The 19082-nt window shown below is 30.6% G+C and carries 18 protein-coding genes; 13 read left to right on the forward strand and 5 right to left on the reverse strand.

Annotated elements, in window-relative coordinates; translation table 11 throughout:
• Nucleotides 1-229: 229 nt before the first annotated feature.
• The 7 genes from ACVC08_RS03165 (at nucleotide 230) to ACVC08_RS03195 (ending at nucleotide 5906) form a co-directional block, all read left to right on the forward strand.
• Nucleotides 230-415 (forward strand): hypothetical protein, encoded by a 186-nt coding sequence (locus tag ACVC08_RS03165; protein ID WP_452600958.1) that lies wholly within the window; start codon nucleotides 230-232, stop codon nucleotides 413-415.
• A 199-nt stretch (nucleotides 416-614) separates the two neighbouring features.
• A complete protein-coding gene (locus ACVC08_RS03170; RefSeq protein ID WP_452598611.1) occupies nucleotides 615-794 on the forward strand; it encodes a hypothetical protein in 180 nt (59 codons plus the stop codon).
• A gap of 279 nt (nucleotides 795-1073) precedes the next feature.
• Nucleotides 1074-2906 carry a 30S ribosomal protein S1 gene (gene rpsA, locus ACVC08_RS03175; RefSeq protein WP_452598610.1) on the forward strand — a complete coding sequence of 611 codons (1833 nt, stop codon included), beginning with the start codon at nucleotides 1074-1076 and terminating at the stop codon, nucleotides 2904-2906.
• Nucleotides 2907-3068: 162 nt separating this feature from the next.
• On the forward strand, nucleotides 3069-3608 hold the full coding sequence (gene pyrR / locus ACVC08_RS03180) for a bifunctional pyr operon transcriptional regulator/uracil phosphoribosyltransferase PyrR (RefSeq protein ID WP_452598609.1): 540 nt from the start codon (nucleotides 3069-3071) through the stop codon (nucleotides 3606-3608).
• Between the two features lie 102 nt (nucleotides 3609-3710).
• Nucleotides 3711-4640: an aspartate carbamoyltransferase catalytic subunit gene (locus ACVC08_RS03185; protein ID WP_452600959.1), complete on the forward strand. Its 930-nt coding sequence runs from the start codon at nucleotides 3711-3713 to the stop codon at nucleotides 4638-4640.
• Between the two features lie 3 nt (nucleotides 4641-4643).
• Nucleotides 4644-4976, forward strand: a complete 333-nt coding sequence (locus ACVC08_RS03190) for a ribonuclease Z (protein WP_452598607.1) — start codon at nucleotides 4644-4646, stop codon at nucleotides 4974-4976.
• A 24-nt stretch (nucleotides 4977-5000) separates the two neighbouring features.
• On the forward strand, nucleotides 5001-5906 hold the full coding sequence (locus tag ACVC08_RS03195; RefSeq protein WP_452600960.1) for a ribonuclease Z: 906 nt from the start codon (nucleotides 5001-5003) through the stop codon (nucleotides 5904-5906).
• Here ACVC08_RS03195 and ACVC08_RS03200 read toward each other — a convergent pair whose 3' ends face one another.
• The gene (locus tag ACVC08_RS03200; RefSeq protein WP_452600961.1) at nucleotides 5907-6338 is read right to left on the reverse strand and encodes an SRPBCC family protein; all 432 of its coding nucleotides are present in this window, start codon (nucleotides 6336-6338) and stop codon (nucleotides 5907-5909) included.
• A gap of 72 nt (nucleotides 6339-6410) precedes the next feature.
• Here ACVC08_RS03200 and pdxH point away from each other — a divergent pair, with 72 nt between their 5' ends.
• Nucleotides 6411-7058 (forward strand): pyridoxamine 5'-phosphate oxidase, encoded by a 648-nt coding sequence (pdxH, locus tag ACVC08_RS03205; RefSeq protein WP_452600962.1) that lies wholly within the window; start codon nucleotides 6411-6413, stop codon nucleotides 7056-7058.
• Between the two features lie 229 nt (nucleotides 7059-7287).
• Nucleotides 7288-7788 (forward strand): CAP domain-containing protein, encoded by a 501-nt coding sequence (locus ACVC08_RS03210; protein WP_452600963.1) that lies wholly within the window; start codon nucleotides 7288-7290, stop codon nucleotides 7786-7788.
• A gap of 52 nt (nucleotides 7789-7840) precedes the next feature.
• Here ACVC08_RS03210 and ACVC08_RS03215 read toward each other — a convergent pair whose 3' ends face one another.
• From ACVC08_RS03215 to ACVC08_RS03230, 4 genes are read right to left on the reverse strand one after another with little or no spacing between them, the layout of a single operon-like run.
• Complete coding sequence (locus ACVC08_RS03215) at nucleotides 7841-9787, reverse strand: OmpA family protein (protein WP_452600964.1); 1947 nt, start codon at nucleotides 9785-9787, stop codon at nucleotides 7841-7843.
• Between the two features lies 1 nt (nucleotide 9788).
• Complete coding sequence (locus tag ACVC08_RS03220; RefSeq protein ID WP_452597895.1) at nucleotides 9789-10739, reverse strand: PorP/SprF family type IX secretion system membrane protein; 951 nt, start codon at nucleotides 10737-10739, stop codon at nucleotides 9789-9791.
• Between the two features lie 11 nt (nucleotides 10740-10750).
• A complete protein-coding gene (locus ACVC08_RS03225) occupies nucleotides 10751-14182 on the reverse strand; it encodes a gliding motility-associated C-terminal domain-containing protein (protein ID WP_452600965.1) in 3432 nt (1143 codons plus the stop codon).
• Nucleotides 14183-14632: a hypothetical protein gene (locus ACVC08_RS03230; protein ID WP_452600966.1), complete on the reverse strand. Its 450-nt coding sequence runs from the start codon at nucleotides 14630-14632 to the stop codon at nucleotides 14183-14185.
• Between the two features lie 301 nt (nucleotides 14633-14933).
• Between ACVC08_RS03230 and ACVC08_RS03235 the strand changes: the two genes are divergently transcribed.
• From ACVC08_RS03235 to ACVC08_RS03250, 4 genes are all read left to right on the forward strand, one after another.
• Entirely contained in the window at nucleotides 14934-15419 is a 486-nt protein-coding gene (locus ACVC08_RS03235; protein WP_452600967.1) for a SixA phosphatase family protein, read from the forward strand.
• 40 nt (nucleotides 15420-15459) lie between these two features.
• Nucleotides 15460-17520 (forward strand): polyphosphate kinase 1, encoded by a 2061-nt coding sequence (gene ppk1, locus ACVC08_RS03240; protein WP_452600968.1) that lies wholly within the window; start codon nucleotides 15460-15462, stop codon nucleotides 17518-17520.
• 1 nt (nucleotide 17521) lies between these two features.
• Nucleotides 17522-18433 carry a Ppx/GppA phosphatase family protein gene (locus ACVC08_RS03245; protein WP_452600969.1) on the forward strand — a complete coding sequence of 304 codons (912 nt, stop codon included), beginning with the start codon at nucleotides 17522-17524 and terminating at the stop codon, nucleotides 18431-18433.
• 94 nt (nucleotides 18434-18527) lie between these two features.
• Nucleotides 18528-19061 carry a porin family protein gene (locus tag ACVC08_RS03250; protein ID WP_452600970.1) on the forward strand — a complete coding sequence of 178 codons (534 nt, stop codon included), beginning with the start codon at nucleotides 18528-18530 and terminating at the stop codon, nucleotides 19059-19061.
• The last annotated feature ends 21 nt before the right edge of the window (nucleotides 19062-19082 follow it).

Below are 19082 nucleotides of genomic sequence, written 5' to 3' on the forward strand. Positions count from 1 at the left end.
AAAACACTAATAATAACACAAAATAATCTATTTCCTAATCAATAGATAAGTTAGAGCGTTGGTTTTTTATAAAATGATGTTTGTTAGTTTGTTAAGGCATTTTGTAGGCCGTCTAATTTTATAAAATTCGTGCGATTCAACTTGTTTTAATATAATTATTAGAATTCTTTTGAATGCAGAAATAGTTAGGTATAGTATCTAACAAGTATAATATTAAAACAATTAAATTATGAAAACACAAAACAGTAAACTTAGTTTTAAAACAAATGATTTGGTAGAATTAAATGACAATCAAATGTTAGAAACAGAAGGAGGAACTACACCAGCATGTGCAGCAGCAGCAGTAGTAGCAAATGCATCATCTGCAGGATGCGCATCAGTTGCAGCAGCAGTAGTAGCTTGGTTATTTGATTAGTAATCAAAAATAGAACCTATTAAAAGTGTTGTGTGTTTTTATACATAACACTTTTTTATTTTAATGTTTTTTTGCTGTTCTTTTTTATAAAAATGGAGAGAGTTAACTTGTTTTAGAGTGTTTTTTACAATTCTTTTGAGTCTCATATAAATAGTTAGATAGAGCATCTAACAAGTATAAACATTAAAATAATTTAATTATGAAAACACAAAATTCAAAACTTAATTTCAAAACAAGTAGCTTAGTAGAATTGAATGATAATCAAATGTTAAAAGCAGAAGGAGGTAGTACACCAGCATGTTTCGTAGCAACAGCAAATATGTCATCTGCGGGATGTGCAGGTATATCAGCCGCATTTGTTGCGTGGTTATTAGAATAATAAACAAGTTTTATTATTTTAAAAGTGTTATGTGTTTGACTATTATTAGTTTACATGCATAACACTTTTTTTTTCAATCTTTTTTGGGTAAAAAATTAAATTAATTAGTTATAAATCAGATAATTTAGTGAATTTGGAAAAAAAGTAGTATTTTTGCACTCCTTTTCAGCGAATTATAGAAAGACGGAAAAAGGATACAACAAATTTTATATTTAACACTTCTGTGTGAAATCGCTTAAAACTTTCTAAAAACATACAGAATACAAATTATTATCTGCAATGGCTGACAAAGCAAAACAAGCAGAAGTTGAAGCTAAAGAAGCAACAACAGTAGAAGCTCCAGTAATTTCTGAAGCACAAGCAAACCCTGAAAAATTCTTAGCAGAATTTAACTGGCACAATTACCAAGAAGGAATTGATGAGGTAGAAGATTCTCAATTAAAAGAGTTTGAAAAACTAGTATCTGAAAATTTCGTAGATACTTTAAATGATGAAGTAGTAGAAGGAGAAGTAATTCATATTACAGATCGTGATGCTATCATCGACATTAACGCAAAGTCTGAAGGTGTAATCTCATTAAACGAGTTCCGTTACAATCCTAACTTAGCAGTTGGTGACAAAGTAGAAGTATTAATTGATGTTCGTGAAGATGCAACAGGACAATTAGTATTATCTCACAGAAAAGCACGTGTAATTAAAGCATGGGATCGTGTAAACAATGCACACGACACAGGAGAAATCGTTAATGGTTTCGTTAAGTGTAGAACAAAAGGAGGTATGATTGTAGATGTTTTTGGAATTGAAGCATTCTTACCAGGTTCTCAAATTGACGTTAAACCAATTAGAGATTACGACCAGTATGTAAATAAAACTATGGAATTTAAAGTTGTTAAAATCAACCACGAATTCAAAAACGTAGTAGTATCTCATAAAGCACTTATTGAAGCTGATATTGAAGTACAGAAGAAAGAAATCATCGGTCAATTAGAAAAAGGTCAAGTATTAGAAGGTGTTGTTAAAAACATTACATCTTACGGTGTATTTATCGACCTTGGAGGCGTTGACGGATTAGTTCACATTACAGATTTATCTTGGTCTAGAATTAACCATCCAAATGAGATTGTTGAGTTAGATCAGAAACTAAATGTAGTAATCCTTGATTTTGATGAAAACAAATCAAGAATCCAATTAGGTCTTAAGCAATTAAGCAAGCACCCTTGGGATGCATTAGGAGAAGAAGTAAATGTTGGAGATAAAGTAAAAGGTAAAGTAGTAGTAATCGCAGATTACGGTGCATTTATTGAAGTAGCAGAAGGAGTAGAAGGATTAGTACACGTATCTGAAATGTCTTGGTCTACACACTTACGTTCTGCTAACGACTTCGTATCTGTTGGAGATGTAGTAGAAGCACAAGTATTAACTTTAGATAGAGAAGATCGTAAAATGTCTCTAGGTATCAAGCAATTAACGCAAGATCCATGGACAGATATTACAACTAAATACCCTGTAGGTTCTAAGCACACAGGTATAGTACGTAACTTTACAAACTTTGGTGTATTTGTTGAATTAGAAGAAGGAATCGATGGATTAATTTACATCTCAGATTTATCTTGGACTAAGAAAATTAAGCACCCATCTGAGTTCTGTGCAGTTGGAGATAAATTAGAAGTAGTAGTACTTGAGTTAGATGTAGAAGGACGTAAATTATCTTTAGGTCACAAGCAAACAACAGAAAACCCTTGGGATAAGTACGAAACTGAGTTCGCTTTAGGAACAACTCATACAGCAGAGATTGCTGAGGTTGTAGATAAAGGTGCAACTATTGAGTTTAACGAAGATATCGTTGCTTTTGTTCCTTCACGCCACCTTGAAAAAGAAGATGGAAAGAAACTTAAGAAAGGAGATTCTGCAGATTTCAAAATCATTGAATTCAATAAAGAATTTAAGAGAGTTGTAGCATCGCATACAGCAATCTTTAAAGAAGAAGAAATGGCAAATGTGAAAGCTGCTGCTAAAAAACAAGCTGCTCAAGCTGCAGAAGCAAAACCAACTTTAGGTGATGCTAATGATGCTTTACAAGCACTTAAAGATAAAATGGACGGGAAAATATAATTATATTCCTGTGAAAACAGGAATCTCATCCTAATAGAAATGAAGCCTCTCGATTATCGAGAGGCTTTTTTTGTTTATAACTGTAACTATTGAAGTTTAATTTTATGTTTCAACTTCTAAATATTTACGTTAACTTTGTATACCAAATACGTTTGGAGAAATATGAGTCAAAAAGTGTTACTTAACGCAACCGAGGTAAACATCATTCTACATAGACTGGCTTGTCAACTTATTGAAAATCACAACGACTTTTCTAATACTGTTTTAATAGGGATTCAACCAAGAGGAAAATTCTTAGCTAATCGTTTAGCAATACTACTAAAAACAGAATATAATATTAAAGATTTACAGTTAGGGCTTTTAGACATTACCTTTTATCGTGATGATTTTAGAAGAGGAGAAAAAATACTAGAAGCTAATACTACAGAAATTAATTTTCAAGTAGAAAATAAAAATGTAGTATTCATAGACGATGTATTATACACAGGAAGGAGTATACGCTCTGCTTTAACAGCAATTCAATCTTTTGGAAGACCTAAAGAAATAGAATTGTTAACCTTAATAGATAGACGATTTAGTAGACATTTACCAATACAGCCCAATTATAGAGGGCGACAAGTAGATGCCATAAATAAAGAAAAAGTGAAGGTTAATTGGGTAGAAAACGAAGGAGAAGATTGCGTTTACCTTGTTAACAATTAATTTTAAGAGGTAAAAGTGTGGTTGTTTACAACCTTATAAAACAAAACAACAAATAGATTATATTAATTACAGGCTACAAAGCTAGTAAATAACTAAAATAATATGAGCGAGTTAAGTGTAAATCACTTATTGGGAATTAAATACATTCAAGAAAAAGATATTCAACTTATTTTTGAAACGGCAGATCATTTTAAAGAAGTGATTAATAGACCAATAAAAAAAGTGCCTTCACTTAGAGATATTACAATAGCAAACCTGTTTTTCGAAAATTCAACAAGAACCAAACTATCTTTTGAATTAGCAGAAAAACGATTATCTGCCGATGTTATTAATTTTTCAGCTGGACAATCTTCAGTAAAAAAAGGAGAAACCCTAATAGATACCGTTAACAATATTTTATCTATGAAGGTGGATATGGTTGTTATGCGTCATCCAAACCCAGGCGCAGGTGTCTTTTTATCTAAACACGTCAATGCAAATATTATTAATGCAGGAGATGGTGCACATGAGCATCCCACACAAGCCTTATTAGATTCGTATTCTATTAGAGAGCGATTAGGAGATGTAGCTGGGAAAAATGTAGTTATAGTAGGTGATATATTACACAGTAGAGTAGCACTATCAAACATATATGCCTTAAAACTACAAGGAGCTAATGTTATGGTTTGTGGACCAAAAACATTAATACCAAAATATATAGATAAATTAGGAGTAACAGTAGAAACTAATTTAAAGAAAGCATTACAATGGTGTGATGTAGCTAATATGTTACGTGTACAAAATGAACGTATGGATATTAGTTATTTTCCATCAACAAGAGAATACACACAACAATTTGGAGTGACTAAAGAATTACTAGATTCACTAGATAAGGAAATTACAATTATGCACCCAGGACCTATAAATAGAGGTGTTGAAATAACTAGTGATGTGGCAGATTCTAAACAAGCCATAATTTTAGATCAAGTGCAAAATGGTGTCGCAGTTAGGATGGCAGTAATTTATTTACTAGCTTCAAAAATAAAACAGTAGATTATGATTATAGACAAAGACGGAAACATTTCCATAATTACTCAAGAGAAAGCTACTATTATAGAATTGGTAAAAAAAATTGAAGCTTTATACCCAAAATTTAAAAACGATAATATTATTGTAAACCTTGGAGCTTTAGAGCCAATAAGTACAGAAAACATTGTTGAATTTCTACAAATATCTAATACACATAGAGGCAATAAGCTATCTTTTGTACTTGTAAATTCAAAAACAGATATCGATAAAACTCCAGATGAAATAGTTGTAGTACCTACTTTAAAAGAAGCCTACGATATTATTGAAATGGAAGAAATGGAACGCGATTTAGGGTTTTAATTACGCATAGTACTTAACTATTACATGAAATTAAACATATTAGGTTGCTACAGTGCAACACCTCGTACATTTACAAACCCAACAGCACAAGTTCTAGAGATAAATAATCACATCTTTTTAATAGACTGTGGTGAAGGAACACAGGTAGAGTTACGAAGACATAAAATTAAGTTTAATCGCATTAAACATATATTTATATCTCATTTACACGGCGATCATTTTTTTGGACTAGTAGGGTTAATTTCTACGTTTAGACTATTAACTCGAGAAGCAGATTTACACATCTACGCCCCAAAAGGACTAAAAGAAATTATAACATTACAGTTAAAAATATCTAACTCTTGGACAAATTATAATTTGTACTTTCATGAACTCTCAAGCACAACTTCCGAAATTATTTTTGAAGATGATAAAGTAGAAGTACATACTATACCTTTAGATCATAGAGTATATACTAATGGCTTTTTGTTTAAAGAAAAAGAAGGAGAACGTAAGCTAGATATGAATGCAGTTTTAAATGCAGATATTAATGTAGCCTATTACAGAAAATTAAAACAAGGAGCAGATGTTATAAATGAAGCAGGAGAACTAGTAAAAAACGAAACAGTAACTAAACCAGCTAATAAGCCCAAAAGTTATGCATTTTGTAGTGATACGGCTTATAAAGAAGACATTGTACCCATAATTAAAGAGGTAGATGTATTGTATCATGAATCTACATTTTTAGAACAGCATGCTAAGTTAGGGCCAAAAACAAAACACAGTACTGCTAAAGAAGCAGCAAAAATTGCAAAATTAGCTAATGTAGGGACTTTAATATTAGGGCATTATTCTACACGTTACGCAGATTTGAATCAATTTAAAATAGAAGCTAATGAACATTTTGATAATGTTTTATTAGGAGACGATGGAAAAGTTTTTGAGTTTTAATTAGTGTTCTTCTACATATCGTTTAAATTGATTTAACCATTTTTGCACTTGTTTTTTAAATAATCCAGGAAATAGTTTAGCAATTACTTTTATGAACAAACCATTAAAATTAATGTATTCTATTTCTGTAGTATAACGTGTAATATTATTATTTGTAATAGAAGAAAAAACGACCTTCATAGTATTGGTCATATGCTTATGCTCATATAATGCTAAAAATTCTTCAGGTAAGTTGTTATTAACTATCGTTTCTATAAGCTCTAATTTTTCATAAATAATTTTAGATTTTGAACCTTTTTCGCCTTCATTACCACTTATTAAGGTTTTTGATTTAAAACCATCTTGATAATATTTTAAAGTACTAGTATCTAAAAAAATAGATTGAACTTTATCTATACTAGCATTAATATCAACAGAACAAGTAAACTTCATAAAGAATTATTTTAAGCTAAAGTTAGTAAAATATTATGGTAAAAATAATTATAGAATCTTGTAAATTGCAGTATGGAAAAAGATTTAGGAAATTATAGAAGATCTTATGAAAAGGGAGCTTTATTATTAGAGAACACTCCAGATAACCCAATAGAGTTATTTAGAAATTGGTTTCTTGAAGTAGATGAAAAATTCCCAGAAGATGAAACTAATGCGATGACTATATCTACAATAGGAACAGATGGTTTTCCAAAAAATAGAGTTGTATTACTTAAAAAATATACCTACGAAGGCTTTATTTTTTATACAAACTACGAAAGTGAAAAAGGAAAGGCCATACAAGAAAACCCAAATGTATGTTTATCTTTTTTTTGGGCAGGAGCAGAACGACAAGTCATCATAAAAGGGAAAGCAGAGAAAATTTCTGAAAATTTAAGTGATGGGTATTTTGAGTCTAGACCTAGAGGAAGTCAATTAGGAGCACTAGCATCCAATCAAAGTGAAGTTATAGAAAGTAGGGAAGTACTAGAGTTAAAATTAAAAACCCTAGAAAAGCAATATGAAGGCAAAGAAATTCCTAGGCCAGATTTTTGGGGAGGATTTATTATAAAACCAGAGGTTATAGAGTTTTGGCAAGGAAGACCCAATAGATTACATGATAGAATACATTACAAATTAAATTCAGACTACGATTGGATAAAAAATAGGTTATCTCCGTAAAATTATTGCTATAATTTATTAATAATAGTCAAAAGCACTTAACGGTATCGTTTAAGTGCTTTTTTTTATGTTGAAAAGCTGTTTTTAACGAATTTTATACTTTATAAATCGATGAAAAGCATTAAATGATGTTAAAATGCATGTTTTTCATCGATTTTAACATTTTTTTAACATTTAACTTATTTCTGTCTCGGTATATTTGAAAAGCCCCAATCTAATTTTATCAAGTATGAAATCTATATTTAACCTATTTTTAGTAGCGTCTATATTTGTTTTTACAACGTCTTGTTCTTCGGATAGTAGTGAGGATATTGCACCAGAAACAAACCAAAGTCAAAATTTAGTTATTCCACAATCTAAAACTATAGAGATTGAAATTATGGAGCTTATTAATGAATACAGAATAAGCCAAGGATTTAATGTTTTAAATAATAATGGAATAATTAAGGGGCAAGCATATACACATACAGAATATATGGTTGTTAATGATAATGTCTCTCACGATAACTTTTATGCGAGAAAATCATACTTAATTAATAACGTAGGGGCAGAAGCAGTAACAGAAAACGTAGCTTTTGGATTTACAAATGCTCAATCTGTCGTTAATGCTTGGTTAAATAGCGAAGGACATAAACAAAATATTGAAGGAGATTTTACAGATTTTGAAATTTCTGCAGAACAAAATGCAGATGGTAAATGGTATTTTACTAATATTTTTGTGAAAAAATAGATTACCTTTTTAATTCATAAAAAAAGAAGCTTTATTTAAAGCTTCTTTTTTTTTATTCAGATTCTAACTTTTTATAATCATTTGTTATAATAAACTTAGAACGTCTATTTTCTTGATGTTCTGCCTCACTACATTTAACTCTATTTTTACAATGGTTAATTAGTTGAGATTCTCCATAACCAATAGCACTTTTAATTCTGTCTTTACTAATTCCCCTAGAAAAAATATAATCTCTTGTTGCTTTAGCACGTCTATCAGATAGTTTCATATTATAAGCATCTCTACCACGGCTGTCTGTATGAGATTCTATTTTAATAATCATGTTTTTATATTCTCTCAACACAGCTACAATATTTTCTAATTCATAGGCGGCATCTGGTCTTATATTAGACTTGTTGAAGTCAAAGAAAATTGGGTTTATTACAATTTCATTATCAACAATTAATGGCGTTAAAAATAAATCTATATTAGTTTTGTCATTATTAACAGCAGACGTTTTAAACTCTTTTAAATCTGGTCTATATGTAGGCCTTTCTGCAATAACTGTATATGTTTCCTCACAAGAAAGGTTTTTAAATTCATAACTACCATCATCATTAGAAGTCATTCGTGCTATAACTTTACCACCATCATCAACAAGTTTAATGATAACTTTAGATAGAGGTTCAGAAGAGTTTTTATTTTTAGCTATTCCATAAACAATTTGTTTACATTCGGTTTTAGTAAATGCATAAATATCGTCACCTCCTTTTCCTCCTAATCTATTTGAAGAAACATAACCAGATTGAGTATCAGAATCAATATAAAAAGCAAAATCATCATAACCACTATTGTATGGAGCTCCTAAGTTTTTAATTTCAATATCACCATCAGTTTTTAAAAAATTAGTTTCAAAAACGTCGTACAAGCCTAGATTTAAATGAGCATCAGATGAAAAATATAAAGTAGAGTCTTTAGCAACAAAAGGAAAATTCTCTCGTCCTTCTGTATTTATTTTATCACCCAGATTTTCAGGCTCTCCGTAAGACCCATCTGCATTAATAGAGACTCTATAGAGGTCTGTTTGTCCGTAACCACCCTCTCTATCTGACGAAAAATATAATGTTTTTCCATCAGGACTTAGAGCAGGAGAGCCCGTAGAGAAGTCTTCACCATTAAAAGGGAGTTCTTTTACATTTGTCCATTGATTATCTTCTTTATTGGCTCTATATATTTTAACATTAGAAGTGCCTTCTTTGTCATATTTTAGTTTGTCTCTTTTATTTAAATTGATACGAGTAAAATAGAGCGTTTTTCCATCGTTGCTAATCACTAAAGAGCCTTCGTGATAATCTGTGTTTAAATCACTAGAGTTAATAGTCTTTGGAGTTAAAAGCGTCTTTTTCGAGTCATAATCTTTAATTTCAGACTGGTAAATACTTAAATAAGGCTCTTTATTCCATTGGTATAATTTTTTTTCATCAGTTATACTATCTTTAGATCTAGTAGATGAAAAGTAAAAAACACCATCTTTTTCAAAAGCGCCGAAATCTGAATATTTAGAATTAATATCTAAGTTATCAAATGCTATTGATACTTGTTCTGTAGATTTTAAAATTTCATATTTTTGGATATCGAAAATATCTTGATCTTTAAAACGTTTATCATTTTGTTTGCGCTCTTTGAATATTTTAGCCCATTTTTCAGCCTCTTCATATTCACTTAAACTCCTCTTAGTTTGTATGTACTTGTAAATATACTCAGGGTTAACTTTTGGGTATTTTTTTAAAGCCTTTCCATACCAAATACTGGCTGCTTCAACATTAGAATTATTATAATAGCAATCTCCAAGTCTAGTTAACACATGCTCACTACTATCTCCTTTTTTAACCGCATCTAAATATAATTCTGTAGCTTTATAATAGGCATAATCTCTAAAAAAGTTATCAGCAACTTTAGTTTGTGAACCAACTGTAAGTGCATTACATGTTAATAGAAATAAAATAATTAATTTTTTCATTTTAAAAATATCTAGGTGATTTAACACGTTTATTAAATTCAAATACTTCAAACATAAGTAGTATTTCATGAGTACCTCCAGTATATGGTCTTAAGTCAGTAAGGTAATGTTCATAAGTATAACCTATTCGCATTTGACGCGATATTTGAAAATCTGTTTGAATACCTAGAGTAGAGGTGTCCTGATTGTATCTGTAACCTCCACCTATCCAAATTTTTTCATTAAATAATAAGAAGTTAGCATTTGCATCAATAGAAATAGGGGCACCACTAGTCGCTTTAATTAAAAACGATGGTTTAAACTTAGTTTTTTCACTTAAATTAAAGACATAACCAGCAGTTAGGTAGTAACTTAAACGCTCTAGAGCTATATAATCGACATTAGGATCTTGAAGACTTTCATTGTAATTTGTGTTTAGTATTCTAGGTGTAGATAAGCCTACGTACCATTTATTAGTATGTAGAAATAGACCAACACCCACATTAGGATTCCATCTATTACTAAAATTACTGAAAAAAGGATCTGTGTATACTGATTCTTGATCTAAAAATCCAACAGCATCTAAATTATAGTGTGTAAAACCTGCTTTTAATCCAAAAGCAAGTTTAGTTTTTTCTCCCGTATTAATTGTATATGAGAAATCTGCATAAGCATATACAAAGTTCTCGAAGCCTAGCTCATCATTAATTATAGATAGGCCTAAACCTATTTTTTCATTTTTTAATGGAGAGTTAATAGATAAGGTTTGTGTTGTAGGAGCTCCTTCAAGCCCTACCCATTGACTCCTATGTAAACCAACAATACTTATAGTTTCTCTACTACCAGCATATGCAGGGTTTATAGATATAGTATTGAACATATACTGCGAAAATTGAGGCAGTTGTTGTGCAAAAGTAAATGTGCAGCAGATTAAAAGAAAAACTAATACTACGTTATGTTTTGTTTTTTTCATTGGGTTTTATATTATTTTGTTCCAACATAAATTGGACCAGCAAATGGCTTTATTCCACTATCTTTTATAGTTACTACGTAATAATATGTTCCGTTAGGAACTTTATTAGAATTTCCAAGTGAGGATTTATGAGTAAAACCATTCCAATCATTTTGATAATCATTAGACTCATATATTATAGCTCCCCAACGGTTAAATAATTTTAATTCTACAGTAAAACCACAATCTCTTGTACCTTTAACTTCAAAATATTCATTATAAGCATCTCCATTTGGAGTTATTGCTTTAGATATTTCAAAATCTTCACTACCACATGGTAATACAACACAATCATCATTTATTGTTATTGTAACGATTGTACTGGTAAGGCATGCGCCATCTGTAATTGTATAACTAAAAACATAATCTCCAAGTTCTACATCTAATGGTTCAAATATTCCATTGTCAATAATTGCATCTCCAGATACAACTTCCCAGGTACCACTTGTGTCAATATCATCAGATAAATAATTAAATAAATCAATAGCTCCATCTTCATTACATCTTTCATCATCCAATTCAGTTGTAAAAGTCTCATTGTTAACTTGTACTATTTGAGTGTACACTTCAGTATTATCACAAGAATCAGTAACTGTCCATTCCCAAGTAATTTCATAATCATTTCCGTCTCCAGTGTAAGTGCTTGTCTCTTCAAAAGAAATAGTTATATCTGTACCAGAACAAGCATCAATAAATTCTAAAGATGGAATTTCTGGAATTTCTGAACAAGTAACAGATATTATTGGCTCTAAATCTGTTGTTAAAGTTGGAGCAGTATTATCAGATACCGTAATAGTTTGAACTAACTCAGTGTTATTTCCACAATCATCAGAAAGCGTCCAAGTTCTTGTAATAATACTCTCATTCGGACAATCTCCAGCTTGAGTCGTATCTGTATAGGTTGCATCTAAATTTGTAGAACAGTTATCAGTTTCATCAGTAACATCTCCTGTAAGAGTAAGGTCACTTGCATCTTGATCACACTCTATTTCAATATCAGTAGGTACTGTAAATGTTGGAGCTGTATTATCAGAGATCGTAATAGTTTGTATTAGTGTTGTTGTATTGCCACAATCATCAGCAAGTGTCCAAGTTCTGGTAATAACACTTTCATTAGCACAGCTACCAGAAGCAGTTGTGTCTGTGTAGGTAGCATCTAATGTTGTAGAACAGTTGTCATTTTCATCAGTAACATCACCAGTAATAGTAAGGTCATTAGGGTCTTGATCACATTCTATCTCAATATCTGCAGGTGCAGTAAATGTTGGTGCGATATTATCAGACACGGTAATGGTTTGCGTTTGTTCTGGCGCAGTGTTACCACAGCTATCTGTTAATGTCCATGTTCTGGTAATAATAAACGATCCTTCGCAAGTTCCAGCGACTACAGTGTCTGTATAGGTCGCGTCTAGTGTTGCAGAACAGTTATCTGCTTCGTCTGTAACATCTCCTGTAATGTTTACTCCAGCATCGTAGTTACATGATGCATCTGTAAATATCTCAATATCTGCCGGTGCAGTAAATGTTGGAGGAGTAGAGTCTTGGATAGTTATTACTTGAACAAAGTTGACAATAGTTCTACCACATGCATCAGTAAAATTCCAAGTATTTGTATAGCTACCATTATCATTACAACTAGGATCGGTTATAAAACTTCCTACTGTTTTTATTGGAATTAAATTAGGGCATGAAGCTATAGGTGCTAAACTCTGGGCATCAGCTAAGCCTGTAAGGTCATTACATTCAACAGTTCTATCTAAACTACCTAAAGCTGTAAGCCATGTTGCTTCATTAGGTTGATTTATTTGCATTATTGTTGGTAATTCATCTCCAATACCACAATTATCAACAGAACTAGAGGTCACTGTTGTTTGTAAATTAGGGTTTAATACTCCATTATAAGTGGCAGTAAATTGAGAAGAAAAACTTGAAGAACAACTACCTTCTAAAAAGTAACATTCATCTTTAACTATTATTTGATAATTAACACTTAATAGAGGGTCTCCTACATCAGCAAGCCCATTAGCTATAAAGAAAGTTAAAATCTTTGTCGAGGAATTGTAAGTATAAGTTATTCCAGTTGGTAATCCAGTAATTGGTTCAACTAAATCTACTTCTGGAGCTATAGTTGATGTTACTTGAACATTTATAGCATTATCGTTTCCATTATTTTCAATATCAAAACCAAATGACATTGTTGATCCCGGGTCTTGTGCTATTGTAGATGGAGGTGTAGGTACTAATGTAATAGGAGCTAAGTCTGGCAACCATACATCTACAGCTAATCCTACAAGAAATAATCCATATGTTTCTTGATTAGATGTAAGCCTAATAGTGGCTGAAGTTTGATCATTGTCTATAATACTATTACTAGGATTTGATAAATGAAATGTTGCTGCATCAAAACCTAATGTATTAGTACTTGCAGGTATTCTATTAGTATAGTTTGCCCCATCAACAGTTATTCTACTATTAAAAAAGTTAGTAGAACTTCTTTGAGAAGAGGAAATATCTACAAAGTTACCACTAGTATTTTGTATTTGTAACTTATCTCCACTTAAATCTCTATCACCTTCAAGAGCTCCTATAACGATTTTTGCATTTACATTACCAGTAGGTACAGTTTGAAAACCATTAAAATCAATGTCAAAATCATTTTCACTACTTGTAACATGGGCATAACCATCAAATAGAGCAATATTTTTAGCAGGCATCATAGGGCTTTCATAAACGAATACTATCTGCCAACCACCAGAAGTTCCTGTATTTCCACTAGGGTGAGCCTCAACACTTCCTGTTTTTGCTTCTACATTGGCAACTTGGTATGTTCCGTATGGATTTGTTAAATTTGTTACAGCAGTTGTTATATCTTTTACACATATATAGGGGTCATTACTAAAATGAGAGGTTTCATCTCTCCCTCTAAATATAACATCATCAGCGGTGAGTGTAGAGTATAATGTTTGCCCAGGCAACATTAATTTAACATCATTATAATTCCAATTAGCTTGGTTTTCAGAATTTAAATTCGAGTTAGGCTCTTTGTCTGCTGCTGCCCAATATAAAAGAACTTTTTTTATTGTTAAACAACTTAACGTTGGTTCAGGGTTTACAAAGTTCGCATTACTTGAATTAAAAGTACTGTTATCACTATCTATATCTACATATACATTATCTGTAAAATCATGATTTCCGTCACTACCAGTATAATTGCCAGTAGCAGATCTAGATAACATATTGTTAGCAATTATTGTAACATCTCCATTAACCGTTTCATTATAACGAGGTGTAAAAGAAGTTTTGACTTGAGCAACTATATCAGAACAAGTTAATAGCATTACTAACACTACTAATAACTTAACGCTGGTTTGTCTATAATTTTGAGTTGTTTTTATTGGTATCATTTAGTTTACATTTTTAGGATCTTGAATAAAAGAAACTATGTTTACTAATTGTTTTTCTTTTGATGATGAACTGTATAGGAAAACATTACTACAATTCCATGTTGATAATTTTGCATTAGCAAAGGCAGTAGTTTTTACATAAAACTGAGCCTTTTGTTTTGGAGCAACCGTAATGTTTTTTAACTGCTTTTTTTTAGAGGTGTCGTAGAACTCAAATTTAAAACCTGAATGTGCTTTATGATTATCATTTTTACAAATAATATCTTCGACATTAATAGTATATGTCTGTGTAGCGTTAGTGTTATTCTCTACCTGAAGAAGGTAGTGATGCACTTTTTCGCTGTTAGGCGTATCACTCCCTTTAATTATAGAGAGTTTAAAATTGTCTTGACTATATGCTAAATGTAAATTAACAAATAAAAGGATTAAAATGAGTAATGGTCTTTTCATATTCTATTATTTAATGTGAACCATATATAGTACACACATGAATTTTTTAATTTAATATGCTATAAAAACATAAACCTAAATTGTTATATTTAAGGAATGGACTTAATGGTATTATATATCAGGGTACATTATAACTATAGATAAATAATAGAATTGTAAGTCAAGTTGTTAATAGCAGCACTAATGTAAATACGAATTTACTTTTGCATCAAATAAAAGAGTTAAAGGACATATATACTCGATATAAAGTATTGGTATTTAACAAATTTAGATTAAGGGTTGCTAAAAATCGATGAACGGTATGAAAATTTTACATTTGGTAAGACACGCTAAGTCTTCTTGGAAATATAACCTAGAAGATCATAACCGACCATTAAAGAAAAGAGGGGTGAATGATACCTTTTTGGTGTGTAATTATTTAAAAGATAGTTGTTTAGATGTTGGTTTAATCTTGTCTAGTGATGCATTAAGAGCTAAAGCTACTGCCGAGCTTTTTGTTGAGCATTTAAACCTAAATCGAATAAGTTTTCAACTCGAAAATAGGTTGTATGATTTCTCTGGAAATGCATTAATGAACGTTATTAAACATTGCGATGATTCTATCGATAAACTGATGGTGTTTGGTCATAATTATGCCATTACAAATTTTGTAAACGCCTATGGTAGCTTAATAATAGAGAATGTGCCTACTTGTGGCTACATAGAAATTCATTTTGAAATAAATTCATGGAAAGAATTAAAAAAGGGGACTACTATTAAAACAGTATTTCCAAAAGATTTAAAATAGTCATTACAATAGGGTATATTTGCTTAATTATTGAATAAATATGGTTAAAAATAATCCTAATAACATCTATATTAATAGAGAATTAAGTTGGTTACAATTTAATGCAAGAGTATTACAAGAAGCTTCAGATAGTAGTGTACCTTTAATTGAGAGACTTCGTTTTCTAGGTATTTTTTCAAATAACCTAGATGAGTTTTTTAAAGTACGATATGCTACTGTAAAGCGTATTGATTATGCAGGTAAAGGGGGGAAAAATCAATTAGGCGGTATAAAAGCATCCGAGTTACTAGATGTAATTACTCAAACAGTTATTAAACAACAATCTCAAAGTTTAAAGATTTTAAGTGATATTCAATCTCATTTAGAGAATGAAAATATATTCATTATCAACGAAACGCAAATAACTAAAGCACAAAGTACATTTATAAAAAATTATTTTATTCAAAATGTAAGTCCAGCTTTGGTTACTATTATTTTAAATGAAAACATTGAAATTCCCAATTTAAAGGATAGTGCAGCTTATTTAGCAATAAACATGACTTTAGATTCTAATGAGCATCAATTTGCTTTAATAGAGATATCTAAAAATATGGATCGTTTTATCGTTTTGCCTGAGGAAGGTGGTAAAAACTACATTATCATGTTAGATGATTTATTGCGTTATTGCTTAGATGATATATTTAATATTTTCAACTATAAATCCATAAGTGCTCACATGATAAAAATCACTAGAGATGCAGAGTTAGATCTTGAAAGTGATTTAAGTAAGAGTTTTATGGAAAAAATAAGTAATAGTGTAAAGGGAAGATTAGATGGAGAACCTGTACGGTTTGTTTATGATAAAACTATAGATCGAGAGACGCTAAACTTTTTAATGGATAAAATGGGGATAGAATCTACCGATAGTATTATACCCGGTGGGCGTTATCATAATAGAAGAGATTATATGGGGTTTCCTAGTTTAGGAAGGAAAGACTTACTTTATGATAAAATAGAAGCATTGCCTATTAAAGGTCTGAGTTTACAAAGTAGTATTTTTAAGGCTATAGGAGAAAAAGATTATTTACAATATGCACCTTACCAAACATTCTCATATGTTGTTAAGTTTTTAAGAGAAGCAGCTTTAGATCCTAAGGTAAAAACAATTAAAATAACTATTTATAGGTTAGCTCAAGTATCTCACGTAGCAAGTTCATTAATAAATGCAGCTAAGAATGGTAAAAAGGTTACTGTTTCTATGGAGATACAGGCAAGATTTGATGAGCAAGCAAATATAGACTATGCAGAACAAATGCAGCGAGAAGGGATAAACCTTATATTTGGAGTACAAGGATTAAAAGTACATAGTAAAATGTGTGTTATTGAGCGAGAGGAAAATAATAAAATTAAGCGATATGGTTTTGTAAGTACAGGAAACTTTAACGAATCTACAGCTAAAATTTACACAGATTATACTTTGTTTACTGCTAATCAAAAAATTCTTAAAGATTTAAATAAAGTATTTAGCTTCTTTGAAGTTAATTATAAAATTTATAGGTACAAACATATTATTACTTCTCCCCACTATACCCAAAATTCGTTCTTTAAGTTAATAGATCAAGAAATTTCTAATAAGAAAAAAGGAAAACCAGCCTATATAAGACTTAAAATGAATAGTATCTCTAGCTATAAAATGATAGATAAGTTATATGAAGCTAGTAGAGCAGGAGTAAAAGTACAGATGATAGTAAGAGGAATTTGTTGTTTAATTCCAGGAGTGAAAGGGATGAGTGAAAATATTGAAGTACTAAGCGTTATAGATAAATTTTTAGAACATACTAGATTATACACCTTTTGTAATAATGATAATCCTAAAGTATACATATCTTCTGCAGATTTTATGACACGTAATATTGAAAACAGAGTAGAAGTAAGTTGCCCAATATATGACGAAGATATTAAGCAAGAACTTATAGATACTTTTAATATATGTTGGAGTGATAATGTAAAAGCTAGAATTTTAGACGAATCACAATCTAATAAGTATAAACAGAACAATGAAGAAAAAGTAAGGAGTCAATTTGCAACCTATAATTATTTAAAAAAGAAGTTAGAAAATTAGAATGCTTAAAATTCAAAAATATGCTGCGATAGATATAGGTTCCAATGCAGTTAGGTTACTTATATCTAATATTATAGAAGAGAAAGGAAAAGCAGCCAGATTCAAAAAAAGTTCGTTAGTAAGAGTGCCTATTCGTTTAGGGTCTGATGTGTTTTTAAAAGGTAAAATCTCTAAAGAAAACACACAACGTATGCTAGATACTATGCAAGCGTTTAAATTACTTATGAAATCTCATAAAGTGCAAAAGTATAAAGCATGTGCAACTTCTGCAATGCGAGAAGCAACTAATGGACGCTCGGTTGCAAGTGCCATATTAGAACAAACGGGTATTACTATTGATATTATTGGAGGAGAGGAAGAAGCAGCAATAATTGCAGCAACAGATTTACATCGATTTATAGATAAAAATAAAACGTATTTATATGTAGATGTAGGAGGTGGAAGCACAGAATTTACAGTAATACATAATGGAAATAAAATAACATCTAGATCTTTTAAAATAGGAACCGTAAGGCTTTTAAATGATATAGTAAAAAAAGAAACTTGGATTGATCTTGAATTATGGATAAAAAATAAAACTAAAATATATGATAAAATAGAAGTTATAGGATCTGGAGGGAATATTAATAAAATATTTAAAATTTCTGGGAAAGCTTTAGGAAAACCTTTAACCTATTTCTATTTAACATCATATTATAATATGTTACAAACCTACTCTTATGAAGAACGTATCTCTGAGTTGGATTTAAATCAAGATAGAGCAGATGTAATTATACCAGCAACTCGAATCTATTTATCAGCAATGAAGTGGAGTGGAGCAAAAGATATCTACGTTCCAAAGATAGGATTAGCAGATGGTATTATAAAAAGTATGTATAATGATACAATACTAAGTCATACACAGTTAAAATGATGCATTTTATCTTATTATTATTAGATATATACTAAAATAATATATATTAGCTTTCAATTAAATTAATCAAACAAAAAATAAGAAACTAATTATTATGAAAAAAACAATACTCTTATTAGCTTTAGTTCTTTCCGCTTTCTATGGATTTTCACAAGATTCCAAAACAGGAGTTAGAATTGGTTATAATATTTCTAACTTAGATTTCGATCCAGAAGTACCAGGTGGAATTGAAAATAGACACAGAAATGGTTTTGCTATTGGTTTTTTTGGAGAGTATAGTTTATCTAAAAGTATAGCTATTGCTCCAGAAATTCAGTTTTCAGCAGAAGGCGCTCAAGAAGAAGCTTTACGTATAGATTACATTCAATTGCCTGTATTTTTTAAATATAAAATTAGTGATTTATTAGCTATAGGATTAGGACCTCAAGCTAGTTTAAAAGCACACTCTTTTGAAGATGGGCTGCAAAACATATCTTTCTCGGGGTTAGCAGGTATAGAGTACATGTTATCAGATAACTTTTTCTTAGATGCAAGATACTCTTATGGGTTAACAAATATTTTTGATGATGAAGTTGGGCTAGATGCCTCTAACACTAATATCCAGATAGGATTAGGAGTAAAGTTCTAAACCAAACCACATATAAACCAA

The sequence above is a fragment of the Pontimicrobium sp. MEBiC06410 genome (assembly GCF_053601615.1).